Source organism: Arthrobacter sp. MMS18-M83 (assembly GCF_026683955.1).
Taxonomy (GTDB): domain Bacteria; phylum Actinomycetota; class Actinomycetes; order Actinomycetales; family Micrococcaceae; genus Arthrobacter.
The window spans coordinates 633,966-660,708 of sequence record NZ_CP113343.1 but is presented as its reverse complement, the minus strand read 5'-3'; the positions used below and the strand labels follow the sequence as shown (position 1 = coordinate 660,708).

The 26,743-nt window shown below is 63.6% G+C and carries 21 protein-coding genes and 1 pseudogene; 8 read left to right on the top strand and 14 right to left on the bottom strand.

Annotated features, from left to right (window positions below; translation table 11 throughout):
- The first annotated feature begins 59 nt into the window (after positions 1–59).
- Complete coding sequence (nrdR, locus tag OW521_RS03130; RefSeq protein WP_268022864.1) at positions 60–572, top strand: transcriptional regulator NrdR; 513 nt, start codon at positions 60–62, stop codon at positions 570–572.
- A 118-nt stretch (positions 573–690) separates the two neighbouring features.
- Here nrdR and ppgK read toward each other — a convergent pair.
- Together ppgK and map are read right to left on the bottom strand one after the other, a co-directional pair.
- Positions 691–1,493 (bottom strand): annotated as a pseudogene (gene ppgK / locus OW521_RS03125) (polyphosphate--glucose phosphotransferase).
- Positions 1,494–1,565: 72 nt separating this feature from the next.
- On the bottom strand, positions 1,566–2,444 hold the full coding sequence (gene map, locus OW521_RS03120; RefSeq protein ID WP_268022862.1) for a type I methionyl aminopeptidase: 879 nt from the start codon (positions 2,442–2,444) through the stop codon (positions 1,566–1,568).
- Between the two features lie 115 nt (positions 2,445–2,559).
- On the opposite strand from map, the gene OW521_RS03115 reads away from it, so the two are divergent.
- On the top strand, positions 2,560–2,724 hold the full coding sequence (locus OW521_RS03115; RefSeq protein ID WP_268022860.1) for an SPOR domain-containing protein: 165 nt from the start codon (positions 2,560–2,562) through the stop codon (positions 2,722–2,724).
- Between the two features lie 4 nt (positions 2,725–2,728).
- On the opposite strand, the gene panB is transcribed toward OW521_RS03115, so the two are convergent.
- A complete protein-coding gene (panB, locus tag OW521_RS03110; protein WP_268022859.1) occupies positions 2,729–3,631 on the bottom strand; it encodes a 3-methyl-2-oxobutanoate hydroxymethyltransferase in 903 nt (300 codons plus the stop codon).
- Between the two features lie 191 nt (positions 3,632–3,822).
- On the opposite strand from panB, the gene glnA (OW521_RS03105) reads away from it, so the two are divergent.
- From glnA (OW521_RS03105) to OW521_RS03095, 3 genes are read left to right on the top strand one after another with little or no spacing between them, the layout of a single operon-like run.
- A complete protein-coding gene (gene glnA, locus OW521_RS03105; RefSeq protein ID WP_268022857.1) occupies positions 3,823–5,163 on the top strand; it encodes a type I glutamate--ammonia ligase in 1,341 nt (446 codons plus the stop codon).
- A 9-nt stretch (positions 5,164–5,172) separates the two neighbouring features.
- Positions 5,173–8,184 carry a bifunctional [glutamine synthetase] adenylyltransferase/[glutamine synthetase]-adenylyl-L-tyrosine phosphorylase gene (locus tag OW521_RS03100; protein WP_268022855.1) on the top strand — a complete coding sequence of 1,004 codons (3,012 nt, stop codon included), beginning with the start codon at positions 5,173–5,175 and terminating at the stop codon, positions 8,182–8,184.
- 50 nt (positions 8,185–8,234) lie between these two features.
- Positions 8,235–8,756 (top strand): GNAT family N-acetyltransferase, encoded by a 522-nt coding sequence (locus OW521_RS03095; protein ID WP_268022853.1) that lies wholly within the window; start codon positions 8,235–8,237, stop codon positions 8,754–8,756.
- A 7-nt stretch (positions 8,757–8,763) separates the two neighbouring features.
- On the opposite strand, the gene OW521_RS03090 is transcribed toward OW521_RS03095, so the two are convergent.
- Entirely contained in the window at positions 8,764–9,024 is a 261-nt protein-coding gene (locus tag OW521_RS03090; RefSeq protein ID WP_268022851.1) for a hypothetical protein, read from the bottom strand.
- A gap of 213 nt (positions 9,025–9,237) precedes the next feature.
- Complete coding sequence (glnA, locus tag OW521_RS03085; protein WP_268022849.1) at positions 9,238–10,662, bottom strand: type I glutamate--ammonia ligase; 1,425 nt, start codon at positions 10,660–10,662, stop codon at positions 9,238–9,240.
- Positions 10,663–10,981: 319 nt separating this feature from the next.
- On the opposite strand from glnA (OW521_RS03085), the gene OW521_RS03080 reads away from it, so the two are divergent.
- Positions 10,982–11,419, top strand: coding sequence for an RDD family protein (locus OW521_RS03080; RefSeq protein ID WP_268022847.1), 438 nt, complete (start codon positions 10,982–10,984; stop codon positions 11,417–11,419).
- A gap of 71 nt (positions 11,420–11,490) precedes the next feature.
- On the opposite strand, the gene OW521_RS03075 is transcribed toward OW521_RS03080, so the two are convergent.
- From OW521_RS03075 to lipB, 3 genes are all read right to left on the bottom strand, one after another.
- Positions 11,491–12,255 carry a DUF4191 domain-containing protein gene (locus tag OW521_RS03075; protein WP_268022844.1) on the bottom strand — a complete coding sequence of 255 codons (765 nt, stop codon included), beginning with the start codon at positions 12,253–12,255 and terminating at the stop codon, positions 11,491–11,493.
- Positions 12,256–12,342: 87 nt separating this feature from the next.
- Complete coding sequence (lipA, locus tag OW521_RS03070) at positions 12,343–13,362, bottom strand: lipoyl synthase (RefSeq protein ID WP_268022842.1); 1,020 nt, start codon at positions 13,360–13,362, stop codon at positions 12,343–12,345.
- Complete coding sequence (gene lipB / locus OW521_RS03065; RefSeq protein WP_268022841.1) at positions 13,359–14,027, bottom strand: lipoyl(octanoyl) transferase LipB; 669 nt, start codon at positions 14,025–14,027, stop codon at positions 13,359–13,361. The genes lipA and lipB overlap by 4 nt, the downstream gene beginning before the upstream one ends.
- A 144-nt stretch (positions 14,028–14,171) precedes the next feature.
- Here lipB and OW521_RS03060 point away from each other — a divergent pair, with 144 nt between their 5' ends.
- Positions 14,172–15,797, top strand: a complete 1,626-nt coding sequence (locus OW521_RS03060) for a serine/threonine protein kinase (RefSeq protein ID WP_268022840.1) — start codon at positions 14,172–14,174, stop codon at positions 15,795–15,797.
- Between the two features lie 14 nt (positions 15,798–15,811).
- On the opposite strand, the gene OW521_RS03055 is transcribed toward OW521_RS03060, so the two are convergent.
- Entirely contained in the window at positions 15,812–16,711 is a 900-nt protein-coding gene (locus OW521_RS03055) for a TIGR01777 family oxidoreductase (RefSeq protein ID WP_268022838.1), read from the bottom strand.
- A gap of 83 nt (positions 16,712–16,794) precedes the next feature.
- Here OW521_RS03055 and OW521_RS03050 point away from each other — a divergent pair, with 83 nt between their 5' ends.
- Positions 16,795–20,343 (top strand): S41 family peptidase, encoded by a 3,549-nt coding sequence (locus OW521_RS03050; RefSeq protein WP_268022837.1) that lies wholly within the window; start codon positions 16,795–16,797, stop codon positions 20,341–20,343.
- 94 nt (positions 20,344–20,437) lie between these two features.
- Here the strand turns inward: OW521_RS03050 and OW521_RS03045 are convergent, their stop codons facing one another.
- The 5 genes from OW521_RS03045 to OW521_RS03025 form a co-directional block, all read right to left on the bottom strand.
- Positions 20,438–20,866: an OsmC family protein gene (locus OW521_RS03045; RefSeq protein WP_268022836.1), complete on the bottom strand. Its 429-nt coding sequence runs from the start codon at positions 20,864–20,866 to the stop codon at positions 20,438–20,440.
- A 180-nt stretch (positions 20,867–21,046) separates the two neighbouring features.
- Positions 21,047–21,400: a hypothetical protein gene (locus OW521_RS03040; protein WP_265979002.1), complete on the bottom strand. Its 354-nt coding sequence runs from the start codon at positions 21,398–21,400 to the stop codon at positions 21,047–21,049.
- Positions 21,401–21,557: 157 nt separating this feature from the next.
- Positions 21,558–23,267 (bottom strand): 2-oxoglutarate dehydrogenase, E2 component, dihydrolipoamide succinyltransferase, encoded by a 1,710-nt coding sequence (sucB, locus tag OW521_RS03035; RefSeq protein WP_268022834.1) that lies wholly within the window; start codon positions 23,265–23,267, stop codon positions 21,558–21,560.
- Between the two features lie 107 nt (positions 23,268–23,374).
- Complete coding sequence (gene lpdA / locus OW521_RS03030) at positions 23,375–24,757, bottom strand: dihydrolipoyl dehydrogenase (RefSeq protein ID WP_268022833.1); 1,383 nt, start codon at positions 24,755–24,757, stop codon at positions 23,375–23,377.
- 235 nt (positions 24,758–24,992) lie between these two features.
- On the bottom strand, positions 24,993–26,513 hold the full coding sequence (locus OW521_RS03025; protein ID WP_268022831.1) for a leucyl aminopeptidase: 1,521 nt from the start codon (positions 26,511–26,513) through the stop codon (positions 24,993–24,995).
- Positions 26,514–26,743 lie beyond the last annotated feature (230 nt).

The following is a 26,743-nucleotide window of genomic DNA, read 5'->3' as shown; positions in this document are numbered from 1 at the left end:
TTCCCGGCCGATGCTGCCGTGAGGACGCCGGGGCCGGAACCGAGCGGGGGAGGCCCAGCGTGTATTGTCCGTTCTGCCGTAACCCCGACTCGCGCGTCGTGGACAGTCGAATGGCCGACGACGGTTCCGCCATCCGCCGTCGGCGGCAATGCCCTGAATGCGGACGCCGTTTTACCACGGTGGAGACCACCAGCCTGTCTGTCATCAAGCGATCCGGGGTGGGAGAACCCTTCAGCCGGATAAAGATCATCAACGGCGTGCGCAAGGCCTGCCAAGGCCGGCCCGTGACCGAGGACGACCTCGCCATGCTGGCCCAGGAAGTCGAGGAGAACATCCGCTCATCCGGTGCAGCCGAAATTGACGCCCATGAGGTCGGTTTGGCCATCCTCGGACCGCTCCAGAAACTGGATGAAGTGGCCTACCTTCGTTTTGCCAGTGTCTATCAAGCCTTCGAATCCCTAGAGGACTTCGAATCCGCCATTTCGCTCCTACGCCACGAGGCTGAAACTGCCGCCGCGGAAAACGCGGCGAAGGGGGCCAAAGGCAAGAGCTCCGAGAAGAGCTCCCTCTAGCTCCGGTGGTGGCAGCGGAGGGGAAGCCGCAGCCACCACCGGCACCAACTATCGTCCGCCGGATACCGGGAGCACAGCTCCGGTGATGTAGCCGTCGTCCATCCGGAATGCTGCCGCGCTACTTGGCAAGCTTGTGGTGGAGGGCGACGTCCAGGGCCGCTCCCACGATTCCGGCGTCGTTCTTCAGTTCCGCCGTGACGATGCGGGTGCGCAGGTGCAAGTGCGGGAAGTACTCATCCGAGCGCTTCGAAATACCGCCACCGATGATGAAGAGCTCGGGGAGAACAGGAATTCGACGTGGGAAAGGTAGCGCTGCAGCAGCACGCTGTACTCTTCCCAGCTCAAGCCGTCGCGTTCACGCGCGACGGCGGAGGCCTTCGTTTCAGCGTCGTGGCCGTCCACCTCGAGGTGGCCGAGTTCGGCGTTGGGCACCAGGTGCCCGTTGAAGATGAATGCCGAACCTATACCGGTGCCGAGCGTAATGACGAGGACGGTGCCATCGACGCCTTCGCCCGCACCGTAGCGGGCTTCCGCAAGACCGGCTGCGTCGGCGTCGTTGATGACCTCGACGGGGCGATCCAGACGCTTGGTGAGAAGCGAATCAATGTCGGTGTCGAGCCAGGACTTGTCCACGTTGGCGGCCGAGCGGACCACGCCATGCTGGATGATTCCCGGGAAGGTTACTCCAACGGGCGAACCCTCGGCAGGGGCGTCCTCACGGGCAGACAGCTCGTCGACGATTTGCGCGATCACCTCGGCGACAGCTTCGGGCGTCGCGGGCTGCGGCGTGGGAATGCGCAGGCGGTCTCCGAGCAGTTTGCCCTTTTTGAGATCGACGATGCCGCCCTTGATGCCGGTACCACCGACGTCGATGCCGATCAGCGGGCCATTCTTGTGGATCTTCTCATCCTTCTTGGTCAATGCGTTTCCGTTCATGGCAGGAGGGGTGGGCAGGTCGCAGCACGAACGGCTGCAGGTGACCTTCCGGAGAGCTTAAGGAAGAGTCAGGATTTCGGCGCCGGTCTCGGTGACCAACAGGGTGTGTTCAAATTGCGCGGTCCGCTTGTGGTCGCGGGTGACTACGGTCCAATCATCGGGCCACATGTCCCATTCGATCGTTCCGAGGGTGAGCATGGGCTCAATCGTGAAGACCATGCCCGCCTCGATCACTGTGTTGTAGGCGGGTGCGGCGTCATAGTGGGGGATGATCAGTCCGGTGTGGAAGGCCTCACCAACACCGTGGCCGGTGAAGTCGCGGACCACGCCATAGCCGAAGCGCTTCGCGTAGGACTGGATAGCACGGCCGATCACATTGATTTCGCGGCCGGGAGCCACGGCCTTGATGGCACGGTTGAGAGACTCTTGGGTGCGTTCAACCAGCAGGCGTGACTCTTCGTCCACGTCTCCCACCAAGAAGGTGTAGTTGGTGTCACCGTGGACGCCGTTGATGTAGGCCGTGATGTCGATGTTCAGGATGTCGCCGTCTTGCACTACGGTGCTGTCCGGAATGCCGTGGCAGATGACCTCGTTGAGGGATGAGCACAGGGACTTGGGGAAGCCGCGGTAGCCAAGAGTTGACGGGTAGGCGTGGTGGTCCAGAAGGAACTCGTGGCCGATCCGGTCCAACTGGTCCGTGGTGACGCCGGGCTCGACGTGCTTTCCGACCTCGACGATCGCCAGGGCTGCGATCTTGCTTGCGACGCGGATCTTCTCAATGGTTTCCGCCGATTTGACCTCTGAGCCGGTGAACTTTGCCGGTGCAGGCTTGCCGACATACTCCGGACGCGGGATGGACGCCGGTACGGGTAGCTGTGGGCTGACAGTTCCTCGGGTGAGCGTGCCGATGGGTGCGGTCAGGGCGGGAGAAGGCATAGATTGATCATATAAGGGACGCACGAGACGCAAGTAACTAAGTTGCTAAATAACGGCCCGGTCGAAGGGCTACAACCCCCGCCAATGCCTCGGCGGGATTCGCAGAGGAGAAACCGTGGCGGAGTACTGGTACAACGTTCAGACACACCAGATCGAAGAGGACGCGTTGTCTGACTGGACCCAGTTGATCGGTCCTTACAAGACCCGTGAGGAAGCGGAGCACGCCTTGGAAAAGGTCAAAGCCCGCAACGAAGCCTGGGACAAGGACGACGAGGACTGACCCGTCAGAAAGAGTGTTCCGGGCCGGGGAACTGGCCGGACCTGACGTCGTCGGCGTACGCCTTGGCCGCGTCGCTGAGTGTGGTGCGCAGATCAGCGTATTGCTTGACGAACTTGGCCATCTTTCCGCCACGCAGACCGGCCATGTCCTGCCATACCAGCACCTGGCCAGTAGTTGCATTGCCGGCGCCGATCCCGATGGTTGGCACTTCAATGGCGGCGTCGACGGCGGCTGCAGTTTCCGCGGGGACCATCTCCATGAGCACACAGAACGCTCCGGCGTTGGCCAGGGCAACTGCGTCTTCGACCAAGCGGGCGGCGTCGTCGCCCCGGCCTTGGACGCGGTAGCCGCCCAACGAATGTTCGCTCTGGGGTGTGAAGCCGATGTGCGCCATGACGGGAATGCCTGCCTGGACCATGGCCCGGACTGTTCCCGCGTAGAAAGCGCCCCCCTCGATCTTGACGGCGTGAGCCAGCCCTTCCTTCAGGAAACGAACACCTGTTGCCACTGCCTGCTCCGGCGAGACTTCGTAGCTGCCGAAGGGAAGGTCGGCCACTACCAGAGCACGCTTGGCGGACCGGGCCACCGCTCGGCAAAGCGGGAGGAGTTCATCGACCGTTACGGGGAGGCTGGTTTCGTTTCCGAAGACATTGTTGGAAGCCGAATCGCCAATCAGCAGGACCTCGATGCCGGCCTGATCGAAGATTTCAGCCGTGTACTGCTCGTAGGCGGTCAACATCGCAAAGCGCTCACCCTTGGCCTTGGCTTGTTGAAGGTGGTGCGTCCGGATCCTGGCAGGAGCCTTCGGCGCGGAAGCAGCCGCTGGACCTGCAGCAGCAGGCCCGGTTCCGTAAGGAGCAGGAACATCGGCGGGCATGCTGGAATCGGAACTGTTGCTTGGGGCCATGAATAGAGCGTATGCGGTACGGACCGTCCTAGCCACCGGCGCATGAGGAGCGCCACATTTGTAAACGCTGTGTTACGCGAACCGGGGGTGCAGCCATTCCGGGCCAATGCTTAGTAGAGTGAATGCTGAGTTGCCGTCGGCTTCGAACCCTCGAACCCGCGGCATGGACGTTGACCCGGAAATGAGGCCCCATGGACCGCCAGCAAGAGTTCGTTCTGCGAACTATCGAAGAGCGTGACGTGCGCTTCGTACGCTTGTGGTTTACCGACGTCGTCGGTTCCCTGAAATCAGTGGCACTGGCCCCTGCAGAAGTGGAAGGCGCCTTCGAAGAAGGCCTGGGTTTTGATGGCTCGGCCATCGAAGGCCTCGCCCGGGTGTTCGAATCGGACATGCTGGCCCAGCCAGATCCCTCGACGTTCCAGATCTTGCCCTGGCGCGGTGAGACTGAGCAGACCTCCAGAATGTTCTGTGACATCCTGACCCCCGACGGCGAGCCGTCCGCTGCCGATCCCCGGAACGTACTCAAGCGCACCCTTGCCAAAGCTGCGGACATGGGGTTCACCTGCTACACGCATCCCGAGATCGAGTTCTACCTCCTGAAGTCCCAGGATCTTGACCCCAACGGCGTCCCTGTTCCCGTTGACGAGGGCGGCTACTTCGACCACGTACCCGGTGGCGTGGCACAGGATTTCCGCCGCACTGCCGTGACCATGCTTGAATCCGTGGGCATTTCGGTGGAGTTCAGCCACCACGAGGGCGGTCCCGGCCAGAATGAGATCGATCTCCGCTACGCGGACGCCCTCCAGACTGCGGACAACATCATGACCTTCCGCACGGTCATCAAGGAGGTGGCCCTGCAGCAGGGCACGTATGCAACGTTCATGCCCAAGCCCTTCACGGATCACCCGGGCTCCGGCATGCACACGCACTTCTCACTGTTCGAGGGTGACACCAACGCCTTCTACGAAGCCGGCGCCGAATTCCAGCTGTCCAAGACCGCACGCCAGTTCATTGCCGGCATCCTCCGGCACGCCCCGGAATTCACGGCCGTCACCAACCAATTCGTGAATTCCTACAAGCGTCTCTGGGGTGGCGGCGAAGCCCCGAGCTACCTGAGCTGGGGACACAACAACCGCTCCGCACTGGTTCGTGTGCCGCTCTACAAGCCGGGCAAAGGCCAGTCCGCGCGGATCGAATACCGCGGGATCGACTCTGCCACCAACCCTTACCTGGCGTACGCCGTGTTGCTGGGCGCCGGGCTCAAGGGCATCGAGGAAGGCTACGAACTTCCGGCTGCCGCGGAGGACGACGTTTGGTCGCTGACTTCGGCCGAACGCAGAGCGATGGGCCACACCCCGCTGCCGGCGAGCCTCCATGATGCCATCCGCGCCATGGAAGATTCAGAGCTGGTGGCGGACATCCTTGGCGAGCAAGTCTTTGACCACTTCCTGCGCAACAAGCGTGCGGAATGGCAGGACTACCGGCTCCAGGTCACACCCTACGAGCTCAAGCGCAACCTCGGCATTCTCTAGGCTGTGGGTGTGAGCCTGGCCCGCCGGCTCATCTCGGCCGGTTTCAGCGACCTTGAGAAGGGTGAACGGTTTCTTGCCGCCCGTGAACTCGACGGCATCGACCAAGAGACAATTTTTGCCGGGTTGCACCTCAGCGCCAACCCGGACACCGCTCTCCAGTCGCTTGTCCGCCTCATTGAGAAGCACCCCTCACTCAAACAACTCGCGGGGGAGCACCAGGATCGCAGCGAACCGCTATACCGCCTGCTGGGGGCATCCGAGGCCCTGGGGGAGTTCCTCATCAGGCATCCGGAACACCTGGACGTCTTCGATGTCCGCGTCAGCCCCGAGCCGTTGTCTGCCGACGCCGGTGAACTGCGGACGAAACTTCTCCGTTCGGTCAAAGCGGACCCCAACTCTCCCCGGCCCGTCGCGGGAATATCGGGACCGGCCGCATACACCGCTCTTAGGACGGCCTACCGGCGGGGATTGACCGAACTGGCCATCAAGGACCTCTGCGCCGCCAGCCCCCAGGACTTCATGCCCGCCGTCGGCGCCGAACTGGCAGACCTCGCCGGTGCGGCGATAGAGGCCGCCCTGGCGGTGGCCCGGACGGAAGCCGCGGCGGCTTTCGACGCCGCCGATATCGCCGGCGTCGGGCTGGCCGTCATTGGCATGGGCAAATGCGGTGCCCGCGAGCTCAACTACATTTCCGACGTCGACGTCATCTACGTGATCGAGGCGCCGGACCTGGAGGACTCCGAGGCCGCGACCATCGGTACGGTCCTCGCCGCCGGCATCTCCCGCGCGATTTCCTCTACTGCGCCCGAACCCGGGCTGTGGGAGGTCGACGCGAACCTGCGGCCTGAAGGAAAGTCGGGTCCGCTGGTCAGGACGCTTCCCTCGCACTTGAGCTATTACGCGAAATGGGCAGAAAGCTGGGAATTCCAGGCACTTCTCAAAGCCAGGACCATCGCGGGTGACAAGGACCTCGGGGCACGGTACGAGCAAGCCGTCCAGCCCCTCGTGTGGGCTTCGGCGGGCAGAGAAGGCTTCGTGGAATCCGTGCAGGCGATGCGCCGCAGGGTCACCAACAACATTGCCCCGGCGGAGGAACAGCGCCAGATCAAGCTCGGTCCCGGCGGGCTGCGGGATGTCGAGTTCACCGTGCAGCTCCTGCAACTCGTCCACGGAAAGTCCGACGAAACGCTCCGTTGCCGGGATACGACGTCGGCAATCTCCGCCCTGTCCGCAGGCGGCTACATTGGCCGGGTCGATGCCGCAGCATTCGACGCGGCCTACCGCTATCTGCGGGTTCTTGAGCACCGGATCCAGTTGTTCCAGATGCGTCGCACGCACCTCATGCCTACTAGCCAGGAATCGCTGCGTTTCCTCGCCAAGGCCGTCCTTGGCCCGTTTTCCACGGGCAGGCCCCACCCTGATGCCCTGATCGAAACCTGGCAGAAGACCAAGCGGTCCGTTCGGGAACTGCACGACCGAATCTTCTACCGGCCCCTACTCAACACTGCCGCGAAGTTGAGCAGCGAGGATGCGCGGCTCACCCCTGAAGCCGCACAAGGCCGTCTGGCGGCGCTTGGCTACCGCGACCCGCAGGGCGCCATGCGCCACATAGAGGCTCTCACGGCGGGAGTCAGTCGCCGCGCCGCCTTGCAGCGGCAACTGCTTCCCATCCTGCTCGGCTGGCTCGCCGAAGGAGTAGACCCCGACGCCGGCCTGCTCGCCTTCCGTCGTGTCAGCGAAGCCCTCGGAACCACCCATTGGTATCTCGGAATGCTCCGGGATTCCCAAGCGGCAGCCGAGCGTCTATGCCACGTGCTTTCCAATTCACGGCTGATCGCGGACCTCCTGGAGGTTTCCCCGGAATCCGTTGCCTGGCTTGGTGCGGACAAGGAACTCATGCCCCTCAGCTTCGAAGCTCAGTGGCAGGAAATCCAATCCAAGATGTCACGGCATGCGGATCCCGAGAATGCAATGCGGCTCATCAGGCTTATCCGGCGCCGGGAGATCCTCCGTATTGCCATCGCGGACAGTTCCGGCCTCCTGGAACAGGATGCAGTGGGTACGGCATTGGCCGACGCCGACCGTGCGGCGGTTCTAGGCGCCCTGCACGTCGCGGAAGCCATCGTAGGCTCAGAGGGGCCTCTCAAGACGCAGGTCCTGGTGGTTGCCATGGGCAGGCAAGGCGGACGCGAGATCGGCTACGGCTCGGACGCAGACGTCATGTACGTTCATCGCGCCCTTCCCGGAGCGAGTGAATCCGAAGCCCAGCATCAGGCGCTTGCCATTGTTGGTCACATTTCCACCCTGCTGACCCAGCCCCTCAAGCCGGCCATCCTGGCGGAGCGGGTCCTGACGGTTGACGCCGATCTTCGCCCCGAAGGGAAGAGCGGCGCCATGGTCCGTTCCCTGGAGTCCTATGCCGAGTATTACCGCCGGTGGTCCCTTATCTGGGAAGCCCAGGCGCTGCTGCGGGCCCAACCCATGGCCGGCGACGACGAATTGGCAGCGGAATTCCTCTGGCTCATCAACCCCATCCGTTACCCGAAGAATCTCGACGAGACGGATGTGCGGGAGATCCGGCGGGTCAAGGCGCGGGTCGAGTCCGAACGGCTCCCCAGGGGGGCCGATCCCGCGAGGCATGTGAAGCTGGGCAGGGGCGGACTCAGCGACGTCGAATGGCTTGTGCAGCTGCTGCAGCTCCAGCACGCAGGCGAGCATCCGCAGCTCCGGACCACTTCCACCCTGCAGGCCCTCGACGCGATTGAGTCGTTGGGCCTGATCGACAAGAGCGACATCGTGTTGCTCCGTGAAGCGTGGCGGCTCGCGAGCCGTATCCGATCCGCGAATGTGGTCTGCACCGGGCGTGCCTCTGATCTCCTCCCTGCTTCCCGGCGGGACCTGGAGGCTGTTGCCCGGTGGTGTGGTTACGCTCCTGGCCAAGCTGCAGTGTTCGAAGAGGATTACCTGCGCCTAAGCCGACGGACCCGGGCCGTGTTTGTAAAGGACTTCTACGGCCAGTGATCTCAGGTTCGCGTCGCCGGGCGCAGCGCCGGGACAGCTAAGCTCGAAAGATGCTTGAAACGGTGTGGCTCATTCCCTTGAAGAATCTCGACGACGACGCCCGAGCCATCAAACTCGGCGACATCGCGGGTATGGAATTGGCCGCGGGGCAGGAAGACTTCGTCGGCGACCCTTTCAAGATGATGCTCATGGGCCTGGAGGACGAAAGCCGCCTGCCATATGTGATCGAAGCGGACGGTGCCGCCGTCGGAGTCTTCACTTTGCAGGCCGGTGCAGCAACCCTGGCAGGTTGGCCTGACGACGATTCCGCCTGGCTTTTGCGAGGGTTCCTGATCGACCGGCGGCACCAAGGGAGAGGCTTGGGCACCCAGGCTGCAGCCGCAGCTGCCCGGGAAGCGGTCAAGCTGACGGCGAGGCTCGGTGGCGGCCAGGCCGGCGTCGTGCTCTCTGTCAACGAGCGCAATCCTGCCGGCAAAGCCGCATACGCAAAGGCGGGCTTCGCCGAGACTGGCAGGTACCTGGGTGGCTCAGTCGGGCCGCAATGGACGATGTACAGGGGTTTCGGCGACTGAGCGGTACCTAGGACTCGACGAGCGTCACGATTGTTTCCGGGCGCACGCCGTCGAATTTCATCGCGTCGGCCGCAGCCTCGGACTCCATCATTCGCTGGAACGTTTCCATGTCCGGGACTTCGACGATCAAACCAACGCGGTTGGTTTTTCCTGGGTCGATGAACGTTCGAACTGTGAAGCCCAGGGGTCCGAAGATTTCTTCCCGCTTCGGTGAGCGGAGCCAGTGCTCAACGTCGTCGACCTCATGGAAGATCATTAGTGTTGTCATCGTTTGCCTCTGCTTTCAGAAGTTGCGTCAGGAGCTGGATGAGCGAGGACTCGCCTGAGACATCCTGATCACGCTGAACGTACCACTACCTTTACTGCGGCGACAGGCTTCTTCGGGTCCTGTTTTCTTGTGGGAATTACCCTGCGAACGTTAACGCCGAAGGGGTCATGGGCGCTTGCCCATGACCCCTTCTTATGCTTTTTGCGGTGTTACTTAGACGCCGTAGTAGAGCTCGAACTCGTACGGGTTCGGGCGCAGGGAAAGCGGACGGATCTCGTTCTCGTACTTGTACTCAATCCAGGTGTCGATCAGGTCCTGGGTGAAGACGCCGCCGGCCTGCAGGAACTCGTTGTCCTCAGCCAGCGCGGCCAGTGCTTCCTCAAGGGAACCCGGAGCCTTGGGAATGTCCTTGGCTTCCTCGGCGGGCAGCTCGTACAGGTCCTTGTCGATCGGCGCCGGGGGCTCGATGCGGTTGCGGATGCCGTCGATTCCAGCCATCAGCTGGGCAGCGAACGCCAGGTATGGGTTGGAAGCGGCGTCCGGGGCGCGGAACTCGATGCGCTTGGCCTTCGGGTTGGAGCCCGTGATCGGGATGCGGATACCGGCGGAGCGGTTGCCCTGCGAGTAGACCATGTTGACCGGAGCTTCGAAGCCCTTGACCAGACGGCGGTAGGAGTTGACCGTCGGGTTGGTGAAGGCGAGCACAGCCGAGGAGTGCTTCAGCAGACCGCCGATGTACCAGCGTGCGGTGTCGGACAGGCCGGCGTAGCCCTTCTCGTCGTAGAACAGCGGATCGCCGTTGCTCCACAGGGACTGGTGGCAGTGCATACCCGAGCCGTTGTCACCGAAAATCGGCTTCGGCATGAAGGTTACCGACTTGCCGAACTCCCACGCGGTGTTCTTGACGACGTACTTGAACTTCTGCAGGTCGTCGGCAGCGTGCACCAGCGTCGTGAACCTGTAGTTGATCTCGGCCTGGCCTGCGGCGCCGACTTCGTGGTGGGAGCGCTCGACTTCGAGGCCTGCTTCATCCAGGGCGAGGCACATGGCGTCGCGGAGGTCAGCCTGGTGGTCAACCGGGGATACCGGGAAGTAACCGCCCTTGAAGGGGGTCTTGTAACCGAGGTTTCCGCCTTCTTCTTCGCGGCTCGTGTTCCAAGGGGCTTCAATCGAGTCGACCTTGTAGAAGGAACCCTGGGGGGAGGACTCGAACTGGACATTGTCGAAGACGTAGAACTCAGCTTCGGGAGCAAAGAATGCCGTGTCCGCAATGCCGGTGGAGGCCAGGTAGGCTTCGGCCTTTTCGGCCACGCCGCGCGGGTCGCGGTGGTACGGGTCGCCAGTGCGCGGGTTCACGATGGAGAAGTTCAGAGCGAGGGTCTTCTCGACGCGGAAAGCGTCGATGAAGGCCGTGGTGACGTCCGGGATGAGCTGCATGTCGGACTCGGCGATGCCCTGGAAACCGCGGATGGAAGATCCGTCAAAGAGCTGACCGTTGACAAAGAAGTCAGCGTCGACGCTCTTGGCCGGCACATTGAAGTGCTGCTGGACGCCCGGAAGATCGGTGAAGCGGATATCGACGAACTTTACGTCTTCGTCTTTGATGAACTTGAGGACTTCGTCCGCAGTCTTGAACATCTATGCTCCTATCGCATAACAGGTAACAGGCCTTCAGGCCGTCTGATCCAGCGCAAACCGAAGGCAGGGAAACAAAAAAGTGTCCCTGCGTCGGCGGCTAGCAACTTCTCCAACCATAGGGAAATGGGATTTCCCCGGAGTGTCAGTATTGTTTCGTGCAGGTTACAGAACTGCCTGCCGTGTAAACGCTACTGGTCCACTGCAGTGCCAGTCTATGTCTTTCTTCCGTGTGTCTGTTTCCTTGTGAACGCGGCGAACGTCCCGCCGGGCGCCACCACCCGCCGTCGGGCATGCAATGGCGAAGCCGTAAGCTTGAACAGTGGTAGATCGAAAAGACATTGGTTCATGGCTCACAGGGCCGGATACGTCCGGAATCTCCAAGTACCCGGGAGAGCGGCTCGGGTTGCCCGAGTCCGGCCCCGGCTCTATCGCCCGGGCCGGCCGCCGTATCCTGGCGATCTGCATCGACTGGGTCATTGCCTTGGCGATCAGCAACTTTGCCTTCGGCGGCAACCAGTGGGCAACCCTCGCAGTCTTTGCGGTGGAACAGATACTTCTCATCGGTACGCTCGGCTACAGCATCGGACACCGGGTTGCGGGCATACACGTGGTGCGGCTCGGTGGAGGGCCGGCAGGGCCTTTGGCCGCCGTGGTAAGGACGCTTCTCCTGTGCCTCGTGATTCCCGCGGTTGTCTTTGATCCCGATCAGCGCGGCCTCCATGACAAAGCCATGAACACGATTCTCATCCGGATGTAACTTTCTGCAGACAAAGAACCGCCCGGTTCCTGGATAAGTCCGGGAACCGGGCGGTTCTTTGTCTGTCGTGTTTAGCGTCCGCGGGCTGCCTTGCGGTCCGGGCGTGCCTTGTACGGGTCGATGCCCTTCGGGATCGACAGACGGTTGCCGAGCGAGGAGATCCGCTTGCTCACGGCACTGACCTCAACCTTCGTGAGCTCGTTCTTGTATTTGTTCATGGTCTTTGCAATCTGGCTGATTGGCACCTGGCCCTCGCCGCGACCGCTTTCGATCACGTGGACCGTCACATTCGGCAGGATACGTGCGAGCTTCTTGCGCTCGGCGTCAACCAGCGGCTTGACGCGGTGCGAAGGTCCTTCGCTGACCAGTACGACGCCGGGGCGGCCGATGGCGCGGAAGACCGCGTCCTGGGTGCGCGGGTTGACGGCGACCGGCTGGTCTTCCGTGATCCAGCCGCGGCGCAGGGTTCCCAGAGCCGCACCTGAGGCTCCAGGCTGGTTTTCGATCTGCGCAAAGGCTGCCCGCTCCGCGCGGCGCGAGAGGATGAAGACCGCTGCCAGCAGGCCCAGGGGAATGCCGATGATCAGGCCCGTGACCCAGTTGTTCAGGAGGAGACCGACGACGAGGCTGACGGCAACGACACCCAGGAAAGCCAGCAGCATGAGCCACACAACGGTGGGGTCATTGCGGCGGGTCATCTTGAAGACCTCGCCGATCTGCTTCAGCTGGCTCGGCTTCTTGGCCTTGGCTTCCTTGGGCTTGCGGGAAAACAAGCCGCGCTTGGGAGCGTCGGCAGCCGATGTTGTCGAGTTGCTGGAATCAGGGGATTTCGCCATAGTGCCTTAATTCTACGTGATTTATGCCAAAGGACCGGACGCCGGATTTGTCCGGGGTCCGGTCCTCGACCGTGCTTTGCTCGGGTGCTAAGCGTGGTGTGCGAGGAGGGTGCTGGCTTCCTGGCGGGTGGTGCCGGAGTCCTGGATGCCGTCGGCGATGTGGGCCAGGTGGGTGGGGATGTCGCGGCCTTTTTTGCGCATCGCGGTGGCCCAGAGGCGTCCGGCGCGGTAGGAGGAGCGGACCAGGGGTCCGGACATGACGCCGAGGAAGCCGATGTCCTCGGCTTCGGCGGCGAGCTCGACGAATTCCTGGGGTTTGACCCAGCGGTCCACGGGCAGGTGCCGTTCGGAGGGGCGCAGGTACTGGGTGATGGTGATCAGGTCGCAGCCCGCGGCGTGCAGGTCGGTAAGGGCTTCGGAGATTTCGGCCCGGGTTTCGCCCATGCCCAGGATCAGGTTGGATTTGGTGACCATGCCGGCGTCCCGGCCCTGGGTGATGACGTCCAGGGAGCGGTCGTAGCGGAACGCGGGGCGGATGCGCTTGAAGATCCGGGGCACGGTCTCGACGTTGTGCGCGAAGACCTCGGGGGCGGAGTCGCAGATCGCGCTGATGTGTTCGGGTTTGCCGGAGAAGTCCGGGATGAGCAGTTCCACCCCGGTGCCGGGGTTCAGTTCGTGGATCTTGCGCACGGTTTCGGCGTAGAGCCAGACGCCCTCGTCGGCGAGGTCGTCCCGGGCGACGCCGGTGACGGTGGCGTAGCGGAGGGCCATGGCCTGGACGGAGCGGGCGACCTTGGTGGGTTCGAACATGTCCACGGGGGAGGGTTTGCCGGTGTCGATCTGGCAGAAGTCGCAGCGGCGGGTGCATTCGGAGCCGCCGATCAGGAAGGTTGCTTCCTTGTCTTCCCAGCATTCGAAGATGTTCGGGCAGCCGGCTTCCTCGCAGACGGTGTGCAGGCCTTCTTTTTTCACGAGGTTCTTCAGGCCCACGAATTCCGGGCCCATCTGGACCTTGGCCTTGATCCACTCGGGCTTGCGTTCGACCGGGACGGCTTTGTTGCGCTGTTCAACGCGCAGCAGCCTACGGCCTTCAGGTGCCAGGGTCACTGGATTGCTCCTTCGGGGCTGGATACGAGTGCTTCTTCGTGCTTGCGGAACTCTTCCTTGAAGCGCTCAGCAATGTCGGCGGGGTTGATGGTCCGCCCGGTCTCGATGGACATGGTGGTGACACTGGCATCCGTGATGCCGCATGCGATGATCTGCGCGTAAGGCGCGAGATCGTTGCTGCAGTTGATGGCCACGCCGTGCATGGTGACGCCGTCCAGGACGCGGATGCCGATCGCGGCGATCTTGCGGTCCGGACCCTTGTCATCTGCCAGGACCCAGACGCCCGCCCGGCCCTTGACCCGGCTGGCTTTGATCCCGTACTCCTCCATGATCGCGATCATGACCTCTTCGAGACGCTCGACGTAGTCACGGATGCCGGCGCGGTTTTTCAGTTTGAGGATGGGGTAGGCAATCAGCTGACCCGGCCCGTGCCAAGTCAGTTTGCCACCCCGATCAACAGGGACAACGGGAGTGCCGTCAAAAGGACGCTCGTGGTCCTCCGTGAGCTTGCCTGCCGTGTAGACCGCCGCATGCTCGAGGAGCAGGACGGTGCTGGGTTTCTCGCCGACAACAACTTTGTTGTGGAGTTCGCGCTGGATTTCCCAGCCCTGCATATAGTCAACGAAATCCGGGGCAAGACCCAGCTGTGAAAACTCAAGAGTCATGGGGACAAGCTTAGACCCCGCTGGACGAAGGCCATGATTTTGTGGCCAAGCTCTCAGTTGTACTCGGCTAGGTCGTGCGACGTCGGCCACCCTGCCTGTGGATAACTTCTGCGTCAATCCGGGAAATCCGGTATCTGTTGAGGCATGGAGAATTTTGCGCCCGGCACGGGTGGTCAGGACGACTCGGGCGCCATGCGCTCCAAGGAGACCAACCCTGCCGAACCTGTGATTCCCGGCTTTGTGCCCGTCCGTGAGCTTGGCCGCGGCGGAAGCGCCACGGTATGGCTCGCCACGGAGATGCGTTCGGGGAGCAGCTTCGCCGTGAAATGCTTTCCCCGGATACCAGAGATGCGGGACCCGGGCGACGCCGAGTCTTCCATGCTTCGCGAGCTGCACCTTCTGTCGCGGCTGGACCACAAGCATCTTGTCAAGGTGCGTGGCGTCGTCCAATTGGGAGGGGCGTTCGACGGCGGCCTGGGCTTGGTCATGGATTACGCTCCCGGGGGTTCGCTGGGGCAGTTGCTCTCCAGCAGGGGGCGCCTCAGCGTGGGGGAGACAGTGACTATCCTGACTCCCCTCGCGCAGGCTTTGGCCTATCTGCACCACCAGGGCATGACGCATTCCGACGTTTCATCCGGGAACGTGCTTTTCACTGCCCAGGGGAAACCGCTTTTGTCGGATCTGGGGGTTTCGCGCATGGTGGGGGATGGTGCCGGCGTCCCGGATTCCGGAACGCCCGGCTTCGCGGATCCGGGACCGATGGTCAGTGGGGCTGCGGAACTCCACCCTGAGCGAGATACCTACGCCCTTGCCGCCCTTGGCTGGTATTGCCTCACCGGCTCCGCCCCGGACAGTGCGGCCCGCAGGCCACCGCTGACGCTCCTGGTGCCGGCAGTCCCCGCTGCCCTCGCCGCTGCCATCGAGGCCGGACTTCATCCAGAGGGGCAGCAAAGGCCTTCCGCGGCGGAACTTGGTATCGCCATCTACCGGAGCGCGGCCCCGGCGGCTGTGGACCTTTCGGATGCGGTGCACGCGACGGTTGTTCCGGAACTGCTGACCCGGCGTCGGGCTTCTCGTCCTCGCGCGAAACGGACCCCCATCAAGGCATTTTTCGGCCGCTTTCGCTCGCCATGGGGAGGGCGAACAGGCCGGCCGGCAGCTGCGCTCGTTTCCGCACGACGGCGGGCGGCGCCCATCGTGCTCGCTCTCGGGACACTGGTGGCGGCCGGATCAGCAACCGCGGTGTGGTGGACGGGTGATCGAGGACCGGGAGCTGCGCAGCAAGCGCAGAGGCCGGCACAGGCGTCGGGGCGGGATGAACCCAGACACATGGGTACCGCCCTCGACGGCGTTCCCGCCGCCCTACAAGTGCAGATCCGCTCCCAAAACCCCGAGGAAGCCATCAGGGGACTATCGGCCCTCCGGGACAGGGCGTTCAGTATCGGCAAGTTTGAACTACTGGAATACATCAACGTGGAGGGCTCTGCGGCAGCTGTTGCCGACGGCAAAATCAGGGACGGACTGGAGAGGGCCGGCGTCGTTCTTTCGGGTTTCTCCACCACCTTGATCAGCACGGGCGTGGAAGGTGCTGCCGGCCGGGACCGCGCGACGGTTGCCGTCACGCTGGAGACCTCGGCATATGAAGAACGGGACGCCAGTGGGCAAGTGGTCCATGTGCGTCCCGCCGGCAAACCCCAGGAACTCAGGGTGGTCCTTTTGCGGGACGGCGAGGGGTGGAAGATCGCCGAGATCCTGGCCAGGCAGACGTGAGTGGAAAAGGGTCATCAGTTGCCGCCGCTTGCCACCCATCGGGCCGCGTCAGCCAGTGCGGGGTGCTGCCAGTCAAAGCCGGCGGCCATGAGCTTGGCCGGTTCCATGCGCTGGTTGGCAAGAACCAGTTCCTCTGCCAGATGGCCGCCTAACACGAGGCGCAACGCCGGAGCAGGTACGCGGAGGAACGCGGGCCGGTGGAGCGCTGCCGCCAGCTGGGCAACGATCGCGTTGACGTCGGCACTTTCGGGGGCGCAGACATTGACGGGACCCTCGAGGGGAGAGTCGAGCAGGTATTCGAAAGCGGAGACTTCATCCACCAAGGAAATCCATGGCCAGTATTGCCTGCCATTTCCTAGCGGACCACCCACGCCCAACTTCAACAACGGCAGAAGTGGCCCGAGCGCCCCGCCGTCAGGGCTGAGGACTACGCCGGTGCGCGGGGTCACGACCCGCACCCCCGCAGGGGCCGTGCGGGCGGCAGCCTCCCAATCAACGCACAGGGTGGCTAGCATGCCCTTGCCCGGTCCCGCTTCCTCGCGGAGCATACCGGCACGGGACGAGCCGTAATAACCCGACGCCGACTGGCTCAGAAACGTTCCGGGCGGAGTTCCAAGCCGTCCCATCGCAGCCGTGAGTGTTTTAGTTGACCGCAGGCGTGAGTCGATGATTTCCTGCACACGTGCTTTGGTCCAGCGACGGTCCCCGATGCCTGCCCCGGAGAGATTCACCACCGCGTCTGCACCGTCCAGGACCGCCTCGTCCAATTGCCCCGCTCCAGGACCCCACTGTGCCTCGCCGGTTCCTGTTGGTGGGCGGCGAACTAGCCGGACGATATCGTGCCCCTTGCTAAGAAGACGCTCGGTCAGCGCGGTTCCGATAAATCCCGATGCACCCGAAATCACGATTCGCATGCCTCATCACATCATGGCGAGCGTCACTTCGGCACTCCGGCAGGCCTCAGGGAGCTTGCTTCTCGTTTGACTATGATCGAACAATGACCTCCTCCAGCTACTTCCGTTTCCCGCATTTGCATGGTGATCTACTCACCTTCGTGGCCGAAGACGACGTTTGGATCGCGCCCGTGGCCGGAGGCCGCGCGTGGCGGATTTCAGCCCAGCAGTTGCCCGCACGCAATCCGCGCTTCAGCCCGGACGGCAAGCGGCTTGTCTGGACGACGATCGTCGGCGCGGCTCCCGAGGTGGTGACAGCAGAGGTCGACGGCGGCGGGTACCGGCAGTTGAGCTACTTTGGCCACAGCACTACCCGGGTCAAAGGATTCACCTCCCAGGGCGACGTTGTGGTCACCTCCGCTTTCGAACAGGCCGAGGGGCGGCACACCCACGCCTACGCCTTGCCGCTTGACGGCGGCCCCGCCGTCGAACTTCCCTTCGGTCCGGTGGAATCGCTGGTGTTCGGTCCGGAAGTGGGAGATGAGCGTCCCGTTGTCCTCGCCAGCGTGCTCTCCCGCGAGCCCGCTTGGTGGAAACGGTATCGCGGCGGTACAGCTGGAAAGCTGTGGATCGACGCCGACGGGAACGGAGAGTTTGCCCGCATGGTCCCCGAACTCGACGGGAATCTCGCGGACCCGCTGTGGGTAGGTGGCCGGATTGCCTTCCTTTCGGACCACGAGGGTTACGGAAATCTCTACTCCGTGCAGCCCGACGGAACCAATCTGCGCCGGCACACCGATCATGAAGATTTCTATGTCCGGCACGCTGCGAGCGACGGCAAGCGGGTCATCTTCGAATCGGCCGGCGAGTTGTGGATCCTGCCGACGCTCGAGGCCGATGCAGAGGCGGTACGGGTCGACATTACGCTCGGCTCGGCATCGCAGTCGCGCCAGCCGGCACCACTGAAGGTAGCCGCCCACTTGGGCGAAGTGTTCCCGAATGCCTCTGGTTCGGCCAGCGCGGTGGAATCCCACGGAACCATCCATTGGCTGCGCCACAAGGACGGGCCGTCGCGGGTGGTCGAAGCGACTCCCGGCGTGCGGGCAAGGCTTCCGCGGCCCCTCATCGACGGTCGTATCGCCTATGTGGCGGACCACGACGGCGTCGACTCCATTTACATCAAAAGAATCGCCCCGCGTGTCCCGCGACCGGCCCTCGCAGCCCCGGTCCAGGACGCCGCCACAGTGGCGCCCGGAACCGACGTGCCGCCCGCATCCGACGAGGCCGGCGCCGATCAATTGCCCCGCCCCGTCTCGGCGTCAGCCATCGCGGGACAGCCGGTGGTGCCCGCGGTTCGGCATGCGAAGCCGCACACGGAAGCCGCTCCGGCTTCAGAGGGCAGCACAGCAGCGTTCGACGTCGTTCCGGGGGGCCAGGCGGACGAGCTGCGGGTTGATTTCCAGCGGATCGACTTCCCCAGGGCAGCCCGCCCAAGCGCCCTTGAGGCCAGCCCTGACGGCCGACGGCTTGCTGTCGGTACAGCATTCGGTGACGTCTACCTTGCCGACACGGACAGCGGCACTTTGTCGCTGGTTGTGAGCGTGGGGGATGGCAGCATTGACCGACTCGCGTGGTCGCCGGACTCACAATGGCTTGCGTGGTCCGAACCTGTGACGTCGTTTGGGTCGCGGAGCAAGCTGCGGATGGTCAATACAGCCAGCCCGGAAGACATTGTGGATGTCACCGACGGCCGTTTCTGTGACGAATCACCGGCATTCACCCCCGACGGCAAGTTCCTGGCGTTCCTGTCGAATCGCAGTTTTGATCCCGTCTACGACGGCCACGCCTTCGATTTGTCCTTCCCCAGCCCGATCAAGCCGTACCTCGTGGCTCTCGCGGCGGGCACTCCCTCTCCCTTCGGGCCGGTCGTAGACCTGTTTGAGGAGGCCGAGGCTGCCGCAGAGACGACGGCCGATGCGAAGGACGGTGCGACGGGCGGCGCGAAGGACGGTGCGGGTTCGACTGTCCGTGTCCGGGTGGACCTTGATGGCCTGGCACTGCGCGTCATCGGCGTCCCGGTCCCGCAAGGCAACTACTCGGATCTTTCTGCAGCCGGCGAGGCGCTGTTGTGGTTCGACACCCCGCTTTCAGGTGTTACAGGGGAGGGCCGGGGGAAGGTGCAGGACAAGGCACCGGCTCCCGCTTTGGTCCGCTACGAGCTTTCGAAGCAAAAGCAGGTCACCTTGGCTTCGGCGGTTGAGCGCTACCGGGTGTCGGGCGACGGCAAGAAACTGGTCTTCGTCAACGACAAGCATGTTATTGCCGTGCCCTCGGACACCAAGGTTGATGATGACTCAAGTGAGCGCGTCAACGTTGAACTCAACCGAATCCGGGTCATCATGGATCCGCTGGCTGTGTGGGGGCAAGCGTTCGACGAAGCATGGCGGCTGCAGCGGGACTTCTTCTGGACCGAGGACATGGCCGGCCAGGACTGGGAAGGGGTGCACCGCCTGTACCGTCCCGTCGTCGAACGCCTGGGATCGCACGACGACCTGGTGGACCTCCTGTGGGAACTCCATGGCGAACTCGGCACCTCCCACGCCTATGTACGTCCGGCGGCTGCGGGTGAACCCGGAAGCAACGGACAGGGCCGACTCGGTGCCGATCTTAAGTTCACGGAGGCTGGCTGGAAGATCACGCGCATCCTCGCGGGAGACTCCTCAGACCCCCTGTCCAACTCGCCGTTGACGCGACCCGGAGCCGACGCGAAGGTGGGCGACGTCGTCTTGGCGATTGACGGCGTCGGGCTTTCAGCGGACCGCACTCCTGCAAAACAACTGGTGGGCGCTGCTGGCCGCACCGTGGAACTCACGCTCCTCAATGGAGATGGACACGGGGACGCGGCCGGTCGGCAGCGGCGTATTGCCGTGGTTCCGGTGAAGGACGAGGAACGCCTGCGGTACCAGGAATGGATACATGCCAACCGGCGTACCGTACGCGAGGCCTCGGATGGAAAGTTCGGCTACCTGCACGTGCCGGACATGATGGCCAATGGCTGGGCACAGCTTCACAGGGATCTCGATACCGAGACCGCCCTGGACGGGTTGATTGTTGATGTCAGGCGCAACCGCGGCGGCCACACGTCTCAACTGGTGGCTGAGCTGATCGGCCGCAAGGTCACGGGTTGGAGCATGCCCCGGGGCGAAAAGGCACGAACGTACCCCCAACACGCTCCGCGGGGACCGGTCATTATCCTCGCCGACGAATTCGCGGGCTCCGACGGCGACATCATCACGCAGGTGTCCAAGCTCCGCGGCATCGGCCCCGTCATCGGCACGCGGACTTGGGGTGGCGTTGTGGGCATCGACAACCGCTTCTCCTTGGCTGACGGCACGGGTGTGACCCAGCCGCGTTATGCCACGTGGTTCTCCGGCGGCATCGGCTGGAGCGTGGAGAACTTCGGGGTTGAGCCCGACATCGAAGTAGTGTTCCCGCCGCACGCTTACGCAGCGGGCATGGATCCCCAGTTGGAGTACGGGATCGGCGCGCTCAAGGAAATGGTCCAGGAATTGCCCACTGACCGGCCTCCGCTGCGCGAAGGCTACCGTAAGGTCCGTCCGGGCGCACTGCCCGCCAGGCCGCAACAGGGCTGAACCAACCCGCCTGGCAAAGGCCCTGGATCGGCAAACGCGAAAGGCCCCGCCAACCCCTGAGACGGGGAGTTGGCGGGGCCTTTCGCGCTTAGTGCTAGGAAGCCAAAGAGGCTTCCAGCGTGATCGGGGTTGCTCGGAGTGCCTGTGAGACCGGGCAGTTCACCTTGGCGTCTTCGGCCAGGCGCTGGAATTCTTCCTCGGAGACACCCGGGATGCGTGCGCTCACAGTGAGGTGGACGCCGGTGATGCCAACACCTGGCTGGAATGTGACGTCGGCCTTGGTGTTGACCTCTTCGGGGGTGAAGCCTGCGCCTGCCACGCCGTTGCTGAAGGCCATCGAGAAGCATGCCGAGTGTGCTGCAGCAATCAACTCTTCCGGGCTGGTCTTACCCTCTGCGGACTCCGCGCGGGCCTTCCAAGTGACGTCGAAGTTTCCGAGTCCGGAGCTGTCCAGCGTGGTGTTGCCGGCGCCTTCGATCAGGTTGCCGTTCCATACGGTGTGTGCGGTGCGTGTTGTAGCCATGTCCACTCCTCAGCGTCGTTGCGAATTGGCATCCGGATGCCGGATGCCACCGGGTTCAATCCTAAGGATTCGACGACGGCGGCGCAGCGCTTGTCCGCTCTCAGAGGATTGTGACCGCCACGGCCAAACGGCAACGGCCGCCTGGACGGTGGGTCCAGACGGCCGCTTATCGATCGGGAACTACTGCCAGATCGTGGCGATGGCGATGTTGATCAAGGCCAGTCCGCCGACGCCATGTGCCAGGCCGGTGGAGACCGGTTCGCCTTTCTTGACCTTGCGCGAGCCAATGACGGCGAGCACGGCCACGGCGAGGCCGATGGCGAACTTGATACCGAGTTTGAAGTAATCAGGGTGGGCATTGGGCAGCATGGGCAGGATTCCCATCATGGCAATGCCGGTGATCAGCTGCACGAATGCGCCATCCCGCTGACGTGGGTGGACGGTCGGCTGCTTCATGGTGGCGATCCAGAAGCCCACAATCATGGCTGCGCCGACGATGTGCAAGAACAGCAGGACGTTGAAGAGAATACTCATGGCTCCAGCTTAGCCAGAATCTTCTACGTGCCGTAGCAAAGCCACGGAGCAAAGTGCGAGCACAAAGCGGGGCAGGCTCCGGCGGTTTCCCACCGGAGCCTGCCCCGTCGTCGTGATCCGCGCCGTTAGGCGGTTCGACGCTACGTCATGACTGGAATCAGAGACCCAGGTCAGCTTCGAAGGAACCTTCCTCAAGGCGGGCCTTGAGGGTCTGCAGGAAACGGCCGGCGTCGGCGCCGTCAACCAAGCGGTGGTCGTACGTCAGGGACAGGTACATCATGGAGCGGATGGCGATCGAGTCATCGCCGTTCTCGTCGGCAACCACCACCGGGCGCTTGACAATGGCACCGGTGCCGAGGATTCCCACCTGCGGCTGGTTGATGATCGGCGTGTCGAACAGGGCGCCCACAGAACCGATGTTGGTGATGCTGAAGGTGCCGCCGGACAGCTCGTCAGGACCGATCTTTCCCTGGCGGGTGCGGCCGGCGACGTCGGCGATCTTGCTGGCCAGGCCTGCAAGGTTCAGGTTGCCGGCGTCGGAAATAACCGGGACCAGGAGGCCCTTGTCCGTGTCTACAGCAATCGCGAGGTGTTCCGCGTTGTGGTAGGTGATTTCCTGCTTGGCTTCGTCGTAGGCAGCGTTCAGCTTGGGGTGCTGCTTCAGTGCTTCAGCGACGGCCTTGGCGATGAACGGTAGGAACGTGAGCTTGACGCCGTTCTGGGCTTCGAAGGAACCCTTGGCCTTGAGCCGGAGCTTGGCGATCTTGGTCATGTCGACCTCGTGCACCTGGGTCAGCTGCGTGGAGGTTTCGAGTGACTCGCGCATGCGGCGGGCGATGACCTGGCGGATGCGCGGAGCCTTTTCCACGGTCCCGCGCAGCGAAGAGGCAACCACGGGAGCGGCGGCAGGCTTGCTGGGGGCCGCAGGAGCTGCGGAGGCCGGCGCGGGAGCGGCAGCTGCTGCCTTCTTTGCCTCGGCCGCGGCGAGCACGTCCTGCTTCCGGATCCGGCCGCCGACGCCGGTGCCCGTCACGGTGGTGATGTCGACACCGTTCTGGTTGGCAAGCTTGCGGACGAGGGGGGTGACGTATCCGGATTCTGTTGTGACCGGGGCCGGAGCTGCGGCTGCTGCGGACTCGGCAACCGGGGCCGGAGCTGGCGGGGCGGCGGGTGCTGCTGCCGGTACTGCCTCAACAACGGGCGCGGGGGCAGCAGAAGCGGGGGCGGCGGCCGGAGCGGCTGCGGCTGGTGCGGGAGCAGCTTCGGGTGCCGGTGCAGCGGCGGCGGGGGCGCCGGAGCCGATGACGGCCAGGACTGATCCGACTTCAGCGGTGTCGTCTTCGTTGACGCGGATTTCCAGCAGGGTACCGGCAACAGGGGAGGGGATTTCGGTGTCGACCTTGTCGGTGGACACCTCGAGGAGGGGCTCGTCGACCTCGACGGTGTCGCCGACGGCCTTGAGCCAGCGGGTTACCGTGCCTTCGGTGACACTTTCGCCGAGGGCCGGGAGGGTCACATCGTGGCCCGATGCGGCGGCAGGAGCTGCTGCGGATGCCGCAGCCGGCTCGGCTGCGGGGGCGGCCGGTGCTTCTGCCACAGGTGCTGCTGCGGGAGCTGCTGCGCCATTGCTGCCGCTGCCGATCCGGACCAAGGGAGCGCCGACTTCGGCGGTCTCGTCTTCAGCTACGAGGATCTCTTCGATGATGCCGGCAATAGGAGACGGGATTTCAGTGTCTACTTTGTCGGTGGAAACTTCGAGCAGGGGCTCGTCGACTTCCACTCGGTCACCAACCTGCTTGAGCCAGCGAGTGACGGTGCCTTCGGTGACGCTTTCACCAAGGGCGGGCAAGTTAACGGATTCAGACATGTCGTCCCCGTTCTCCTTATTGATCTTTAGTGCGGATGAGTGGTGCCTGCTGGGGTCCTGCGCCCGCAGTCCGTGCGGGCGGAGGACCGGGTGTCTTGCGTGAAGACTTAGCCGTGGAGCGGCTTGCCCGCCAGGGCGAGGTGGACTTCGCCCAGGGTCTCGTTCTGCGTCGGGTGCGCGTGGATGAACTGAGCCACGTCCTCCGGGTGTGCTTCCCAGTTGACGATCAGCTGTGCTTCGCCGATCTGTTCACCCATGCGGGAGCCGATCATGTGGATACCGACGACGGGGCCGTCCTTCTGGCGGACGACCTTCACGATACCGCCGGTGCCCAGGATGGAGCTCTTGCCGTTGCCGGCCAGGTTGTATTCCTGGGTCTGGACCTGGTCCTCGCCGAACTTCTCCTTGGCCCCCTTTTCGGTGTAGCCAACGGTGGCGATTTCAGGTTCGCAGAAAGTGACCTTCGGGACGTTCACGTCTTCAACGACCACCGGGTTCAGGCCCGCGATCTCTTCGGCGACGAAGATGCCCTGCTGGTACCCGCGGTGGGCCAACTGGACGCCGGGGACGATGTCGCCGACGGCGTAGACGTTGCCGACGCCGGTGTGCAGGCGTTCGTTGGTGATGACGAAGCCTCGGTCGAGGGTGATACCTGCTTCTTCGTAGCCAAGGTTGGCGGTGACCGGGCCGCGGCCTACGGCAACCAGGAGGAGATCGGCTTCGAAGGTCTGGCCGTCAACCAAGGTGACCTTCACGCCGTTGTCGTCCTGCTCCACGCCCTGGAAGAAGACGCCGGTGCTGAACTTGATGCCGCGCTTCTTGAAGGCGCGCTCAAGGTTCTTGACGATGGCGGTGTCTTCGTTGGGAACCAGGGAAGGGAGGCCTTCAACGATCGTGACGTCGACGCCGAAGGACTTCCATACAGAAGCGAATTCGACACCGATGACGCCGCCGCCGAGGACGATGACACTCTTCGGGATGTAGTCCATGGTCAGCGCTTCGTCGGAAGTGATGACGCGGCCGCCGATTTCGAGGCCGGGCAGCGAACGGGAGTACGAGCCGGTGGCGAGAACGATGTTCTTGCCCTTGTACGCAGTGCCGTTGACTACTACGGTGTCGGTGCCCTGGAGCTTGCCTTCGCCTTCGATGACCGTGATGCCCTTGGACTTAATGAGTCCCTGCAGGCCCTTGTACTTACCGGCGACGATTCCGTCCTTGTAAGCGTTCACGGCGGTGATGTCGATGCTGTCCAACGTGACGTTGACGCCGTACTTGGCGGAATCGCGTGCGTGATCGGCCAGTTCGGCAGAGTGCAGCAGTGCCTTGGTGGGGATACACCCGTTGTGCAGGCAGGTGCCGCCGAGCTTTGCCTTCTCGACGAGACCAACGGTGAAACCAAGCTGAACGGCACGCAGAGCCGTGGCGTAGCCGCCGCTGCCGCCACCGAGTACCAGGATGTCGAATTCTTGCGCAGTTGCCTGATCGGCCACTAGGACGCTCCCTCGCGTGAGCGATGACACGCGACTACGCGTCATCTGGTCTTGGAACTTGTACTGCCGCGATTATGCCAGCACCGAAGTTCTCTTGCATTTGTGACTACCGTGGTTCACCTTAGCGAACCACTTATCCATGCTCCACCCTGCCGAGGCTTTTGTGGGGCGCTTGTGGCCAGACTCACGTCGGGCCGTGGGGCCGGTCATGAACCGGCCCCACGTGGAGGCTGGTTCAGGCGGTTGCCAGCACGTCTTCGACGTAGGCGAGCAGCGTCCGGACGGTGCAACCGGTGCCTTGCTTGGGCGTGTAGCCGTAAGGGCTTCCGTTGTTGAAGGACGGGCCGGCGATGTCGACGTGTGCCCAGGGGATTTGTTTGCCCTCTGCGTCCTTGCCGACGAACTCGCGCAGGAAAACGGCCGCGGTCATCATTCCGCCGTGGCGTTCGCCGATGTTGGCAATGTCCGCCACTTGCGAATCGAGGCTTGCCCGCAGTTCTTCCGGCAGCGGCATCGGCCAGACGAGCTCGCCTGCGCGGTCGGCGGCGGACTTGAGCGCACCGGTGACAGCATCCGAGCCCATGACGCCTGCAGTACGGTCGCCGAGGGCGATCAATTGTGCACCGGTGAGCGTTGCGACGTCGATGATGGCATCCGGCTGTTCGAGGCTAGCCGCGACCAGGCCGTCGGCCATGACCAGGCGTCCCTCGGCGTCGGTGTTGAGGACCTCAACCGTCTTGCCCCCGTAGACCGTGAGGACATCCGCCGGGCGCTGTGCAGCGCCGGACGGCATGTTCTCGGCGATGCAGAGCCAAGCGGTCACCTTGACCGGCAACCCGAGTCCCGCGACGGCCAAGACAGTATTAAGTACGACGGCGGCTCCCGCCATATCGCTCTTCATGTCGCCCATGCCGAGGGCCGGCTTGATCGAAATGCCGCCAGTGTCGAATGTGATGCCCTTGCCCACGAGCGCGATCTTCTTGGTGGCCTTCGCCGGCGCGTACTCCACCTTGACGAGGCGCGGTTGGCGGGTTGAACCCTTTCCGACGCCCAGGATTCCGCCGAAGCCGTCTTTCTCAAGGCGCTTCTCGTCCCACACGGTCACCTTGACGGGGAGTCCCTTGGACAGTTCCTTGGCAGCTTCGGCAAAGGACTCCGGGTAAAGGTGGCTTGGCGGCTGGTTGACCAGCGTACGGGTGGCGTTGACCGCGCGTCCCACGAGCAACGCCCGGTCAAGCGAGGTCTGGACTTCCTTGCCGTCAAGGGCAGTGTGGATCAGGACCTTGCCGACCGGATCCTTGAGGCCGTCCTTGCTGGAGCGGTGCTCGGTGTAGGAATAGGAACCGAGCACGGCGCCTTCGGCGACAGCTGCGACATCGGCGAGGGACGCCGTCGGGAGGGCGAGCGTCACGGAAGACAGGCCAGCCAGTTGGCGGACGGCGGATCCCGCAGCGCGGCGCAGGGCTTCATCAGCGAGGGGAGCGTCGTCGGCCACTTTGCCGACACCCGCCAGGACAAGAACGCCCGAGCCGGTCTCCGGAAGACCTGGCAGACGGTGAACCTGATCGGGTGCTCCCGTGATGCCCAGGAGTCCCAGTGAGGCGGCGAGGGATTCCGCGGCCTTGGCGCTCAGCGGGTTCCCGAGCAGAACCGGTCCGTCAGGACCCTGCCCGATGCCTATCACGAGTGCGTCGCTGGGCGACTTTTTCAGGTCCTTGGCGATGGTGCCAAGGGTGATGTCTGTAGTCTTCACCACGAGGATCCGTCCTCATTTCTCTCTGCATGGATTGGCCGGGCTGCATGTTAGGCGCCCGGCCCTGGTACCCGTCGGTTGTCCGCTTGTGACAACGTTTGTGGTTGCTTCGGTCCGCATATGGCGGCACGTCTCGATCGTAGTCTGTCTGTTGCGCCGGATAGCAATTAAGTGAGAGTTGCAGCACACAAGCAGACAGGAATGCCTAGCCGGTCCGGGGCGTTGTACCAATA

Coding starts and splice junctions, on each gene's coding strand:
- glnA (WP_268022849.1), bottom strand. CDS start 10,662: ATGTTCAAGACTGCGGACGAAGTCCTCAAGTTCATCAAAGACGAAGAC.
- OW521_RS03075 (WP_268022844.1), bottom strand. CDS start 12,255: ATGGCGAAATCCCCTGATTCCAGCAACTCGACAACATCGGCTGCCGAC.
- sucB (WP_268022834.1), bottom strand. CDS start 23,267: ATGTCTGAATCCGTTAACTTGCCCGCCCTTGGTGAAAGCGTCACCGAA.
- OW521_RS03060 (WP_268022840.1), top strand. CDS start 14,172: ATGGAGAATTTTGCGCCCGGCACGGGTGGTCAGGACGACTCGGGCGCC.
- OW521_RS03045 (WP_268022836.1), bottom strand. CDS start 20,866: ATGGCTACAACACGCACCGCACACACCGTATGGAACGGCAACCTGATC.
- map (WP_268022862.1), bottom strand. CDS start 2,444: ATGCCTTCTCCCGCCCTGACCGCACCCATCGGCACGCTCACCCGAGGA.
- OW521_RS03040 (WP_265979002.1), bottom strand. CDS start 21,400: ATGAGTATTCTCTTCAACGTCCTGCTGTTCTTGCACATCGTCGGCGCA.
- OW521_RS03050 (WP_268022837.1), top strand. CDS start 16,795: ATGACCTCCTCCAGCTACTTCCGTTTCCCGCATTTGCATGGTGATCTA.
- glnA (WP_268022857.1), top strand. CDS start 3,823: ATGGACCGCCAGCAAGAGTTCGTTCTGCGAACTATCGAAGAGCGTGAC.
- OW521_RS03090 (WP_268022851.1), bottom strand. CDS start 9,024: ATGACAACACTAATGATCTTCCATGAGGTCGACGACGTTGAGCACTGG.
- OW521_RS03095 (WP_268022853.1), top strand. CDS start 8,235: ATGCTTGAAACGGTGTGGCTCATTCCCTTGAAGAATCTCGACGACGAC.
- lipB (WP_268022841.1), bottom strand. CDS start 14,027: ATGACTCTTGAGTTTTCACAGCTGGGTCTTGCCCCGGATTTCGTTGAC.
- OW521_RS03055 (WP_268022838.1), bottom strand. CDS start 16,711: ATGCGAATCGTGATTTCGGGTGCATCGGGATTTATCGGAACCGCGCTG.
- panB (WP_268022859.1), bottom strand. CDS start 3,631: ATGGCCCCAAGCAACAGTTCCGATTCCAGCATGCCCGCCGATGTTCCT.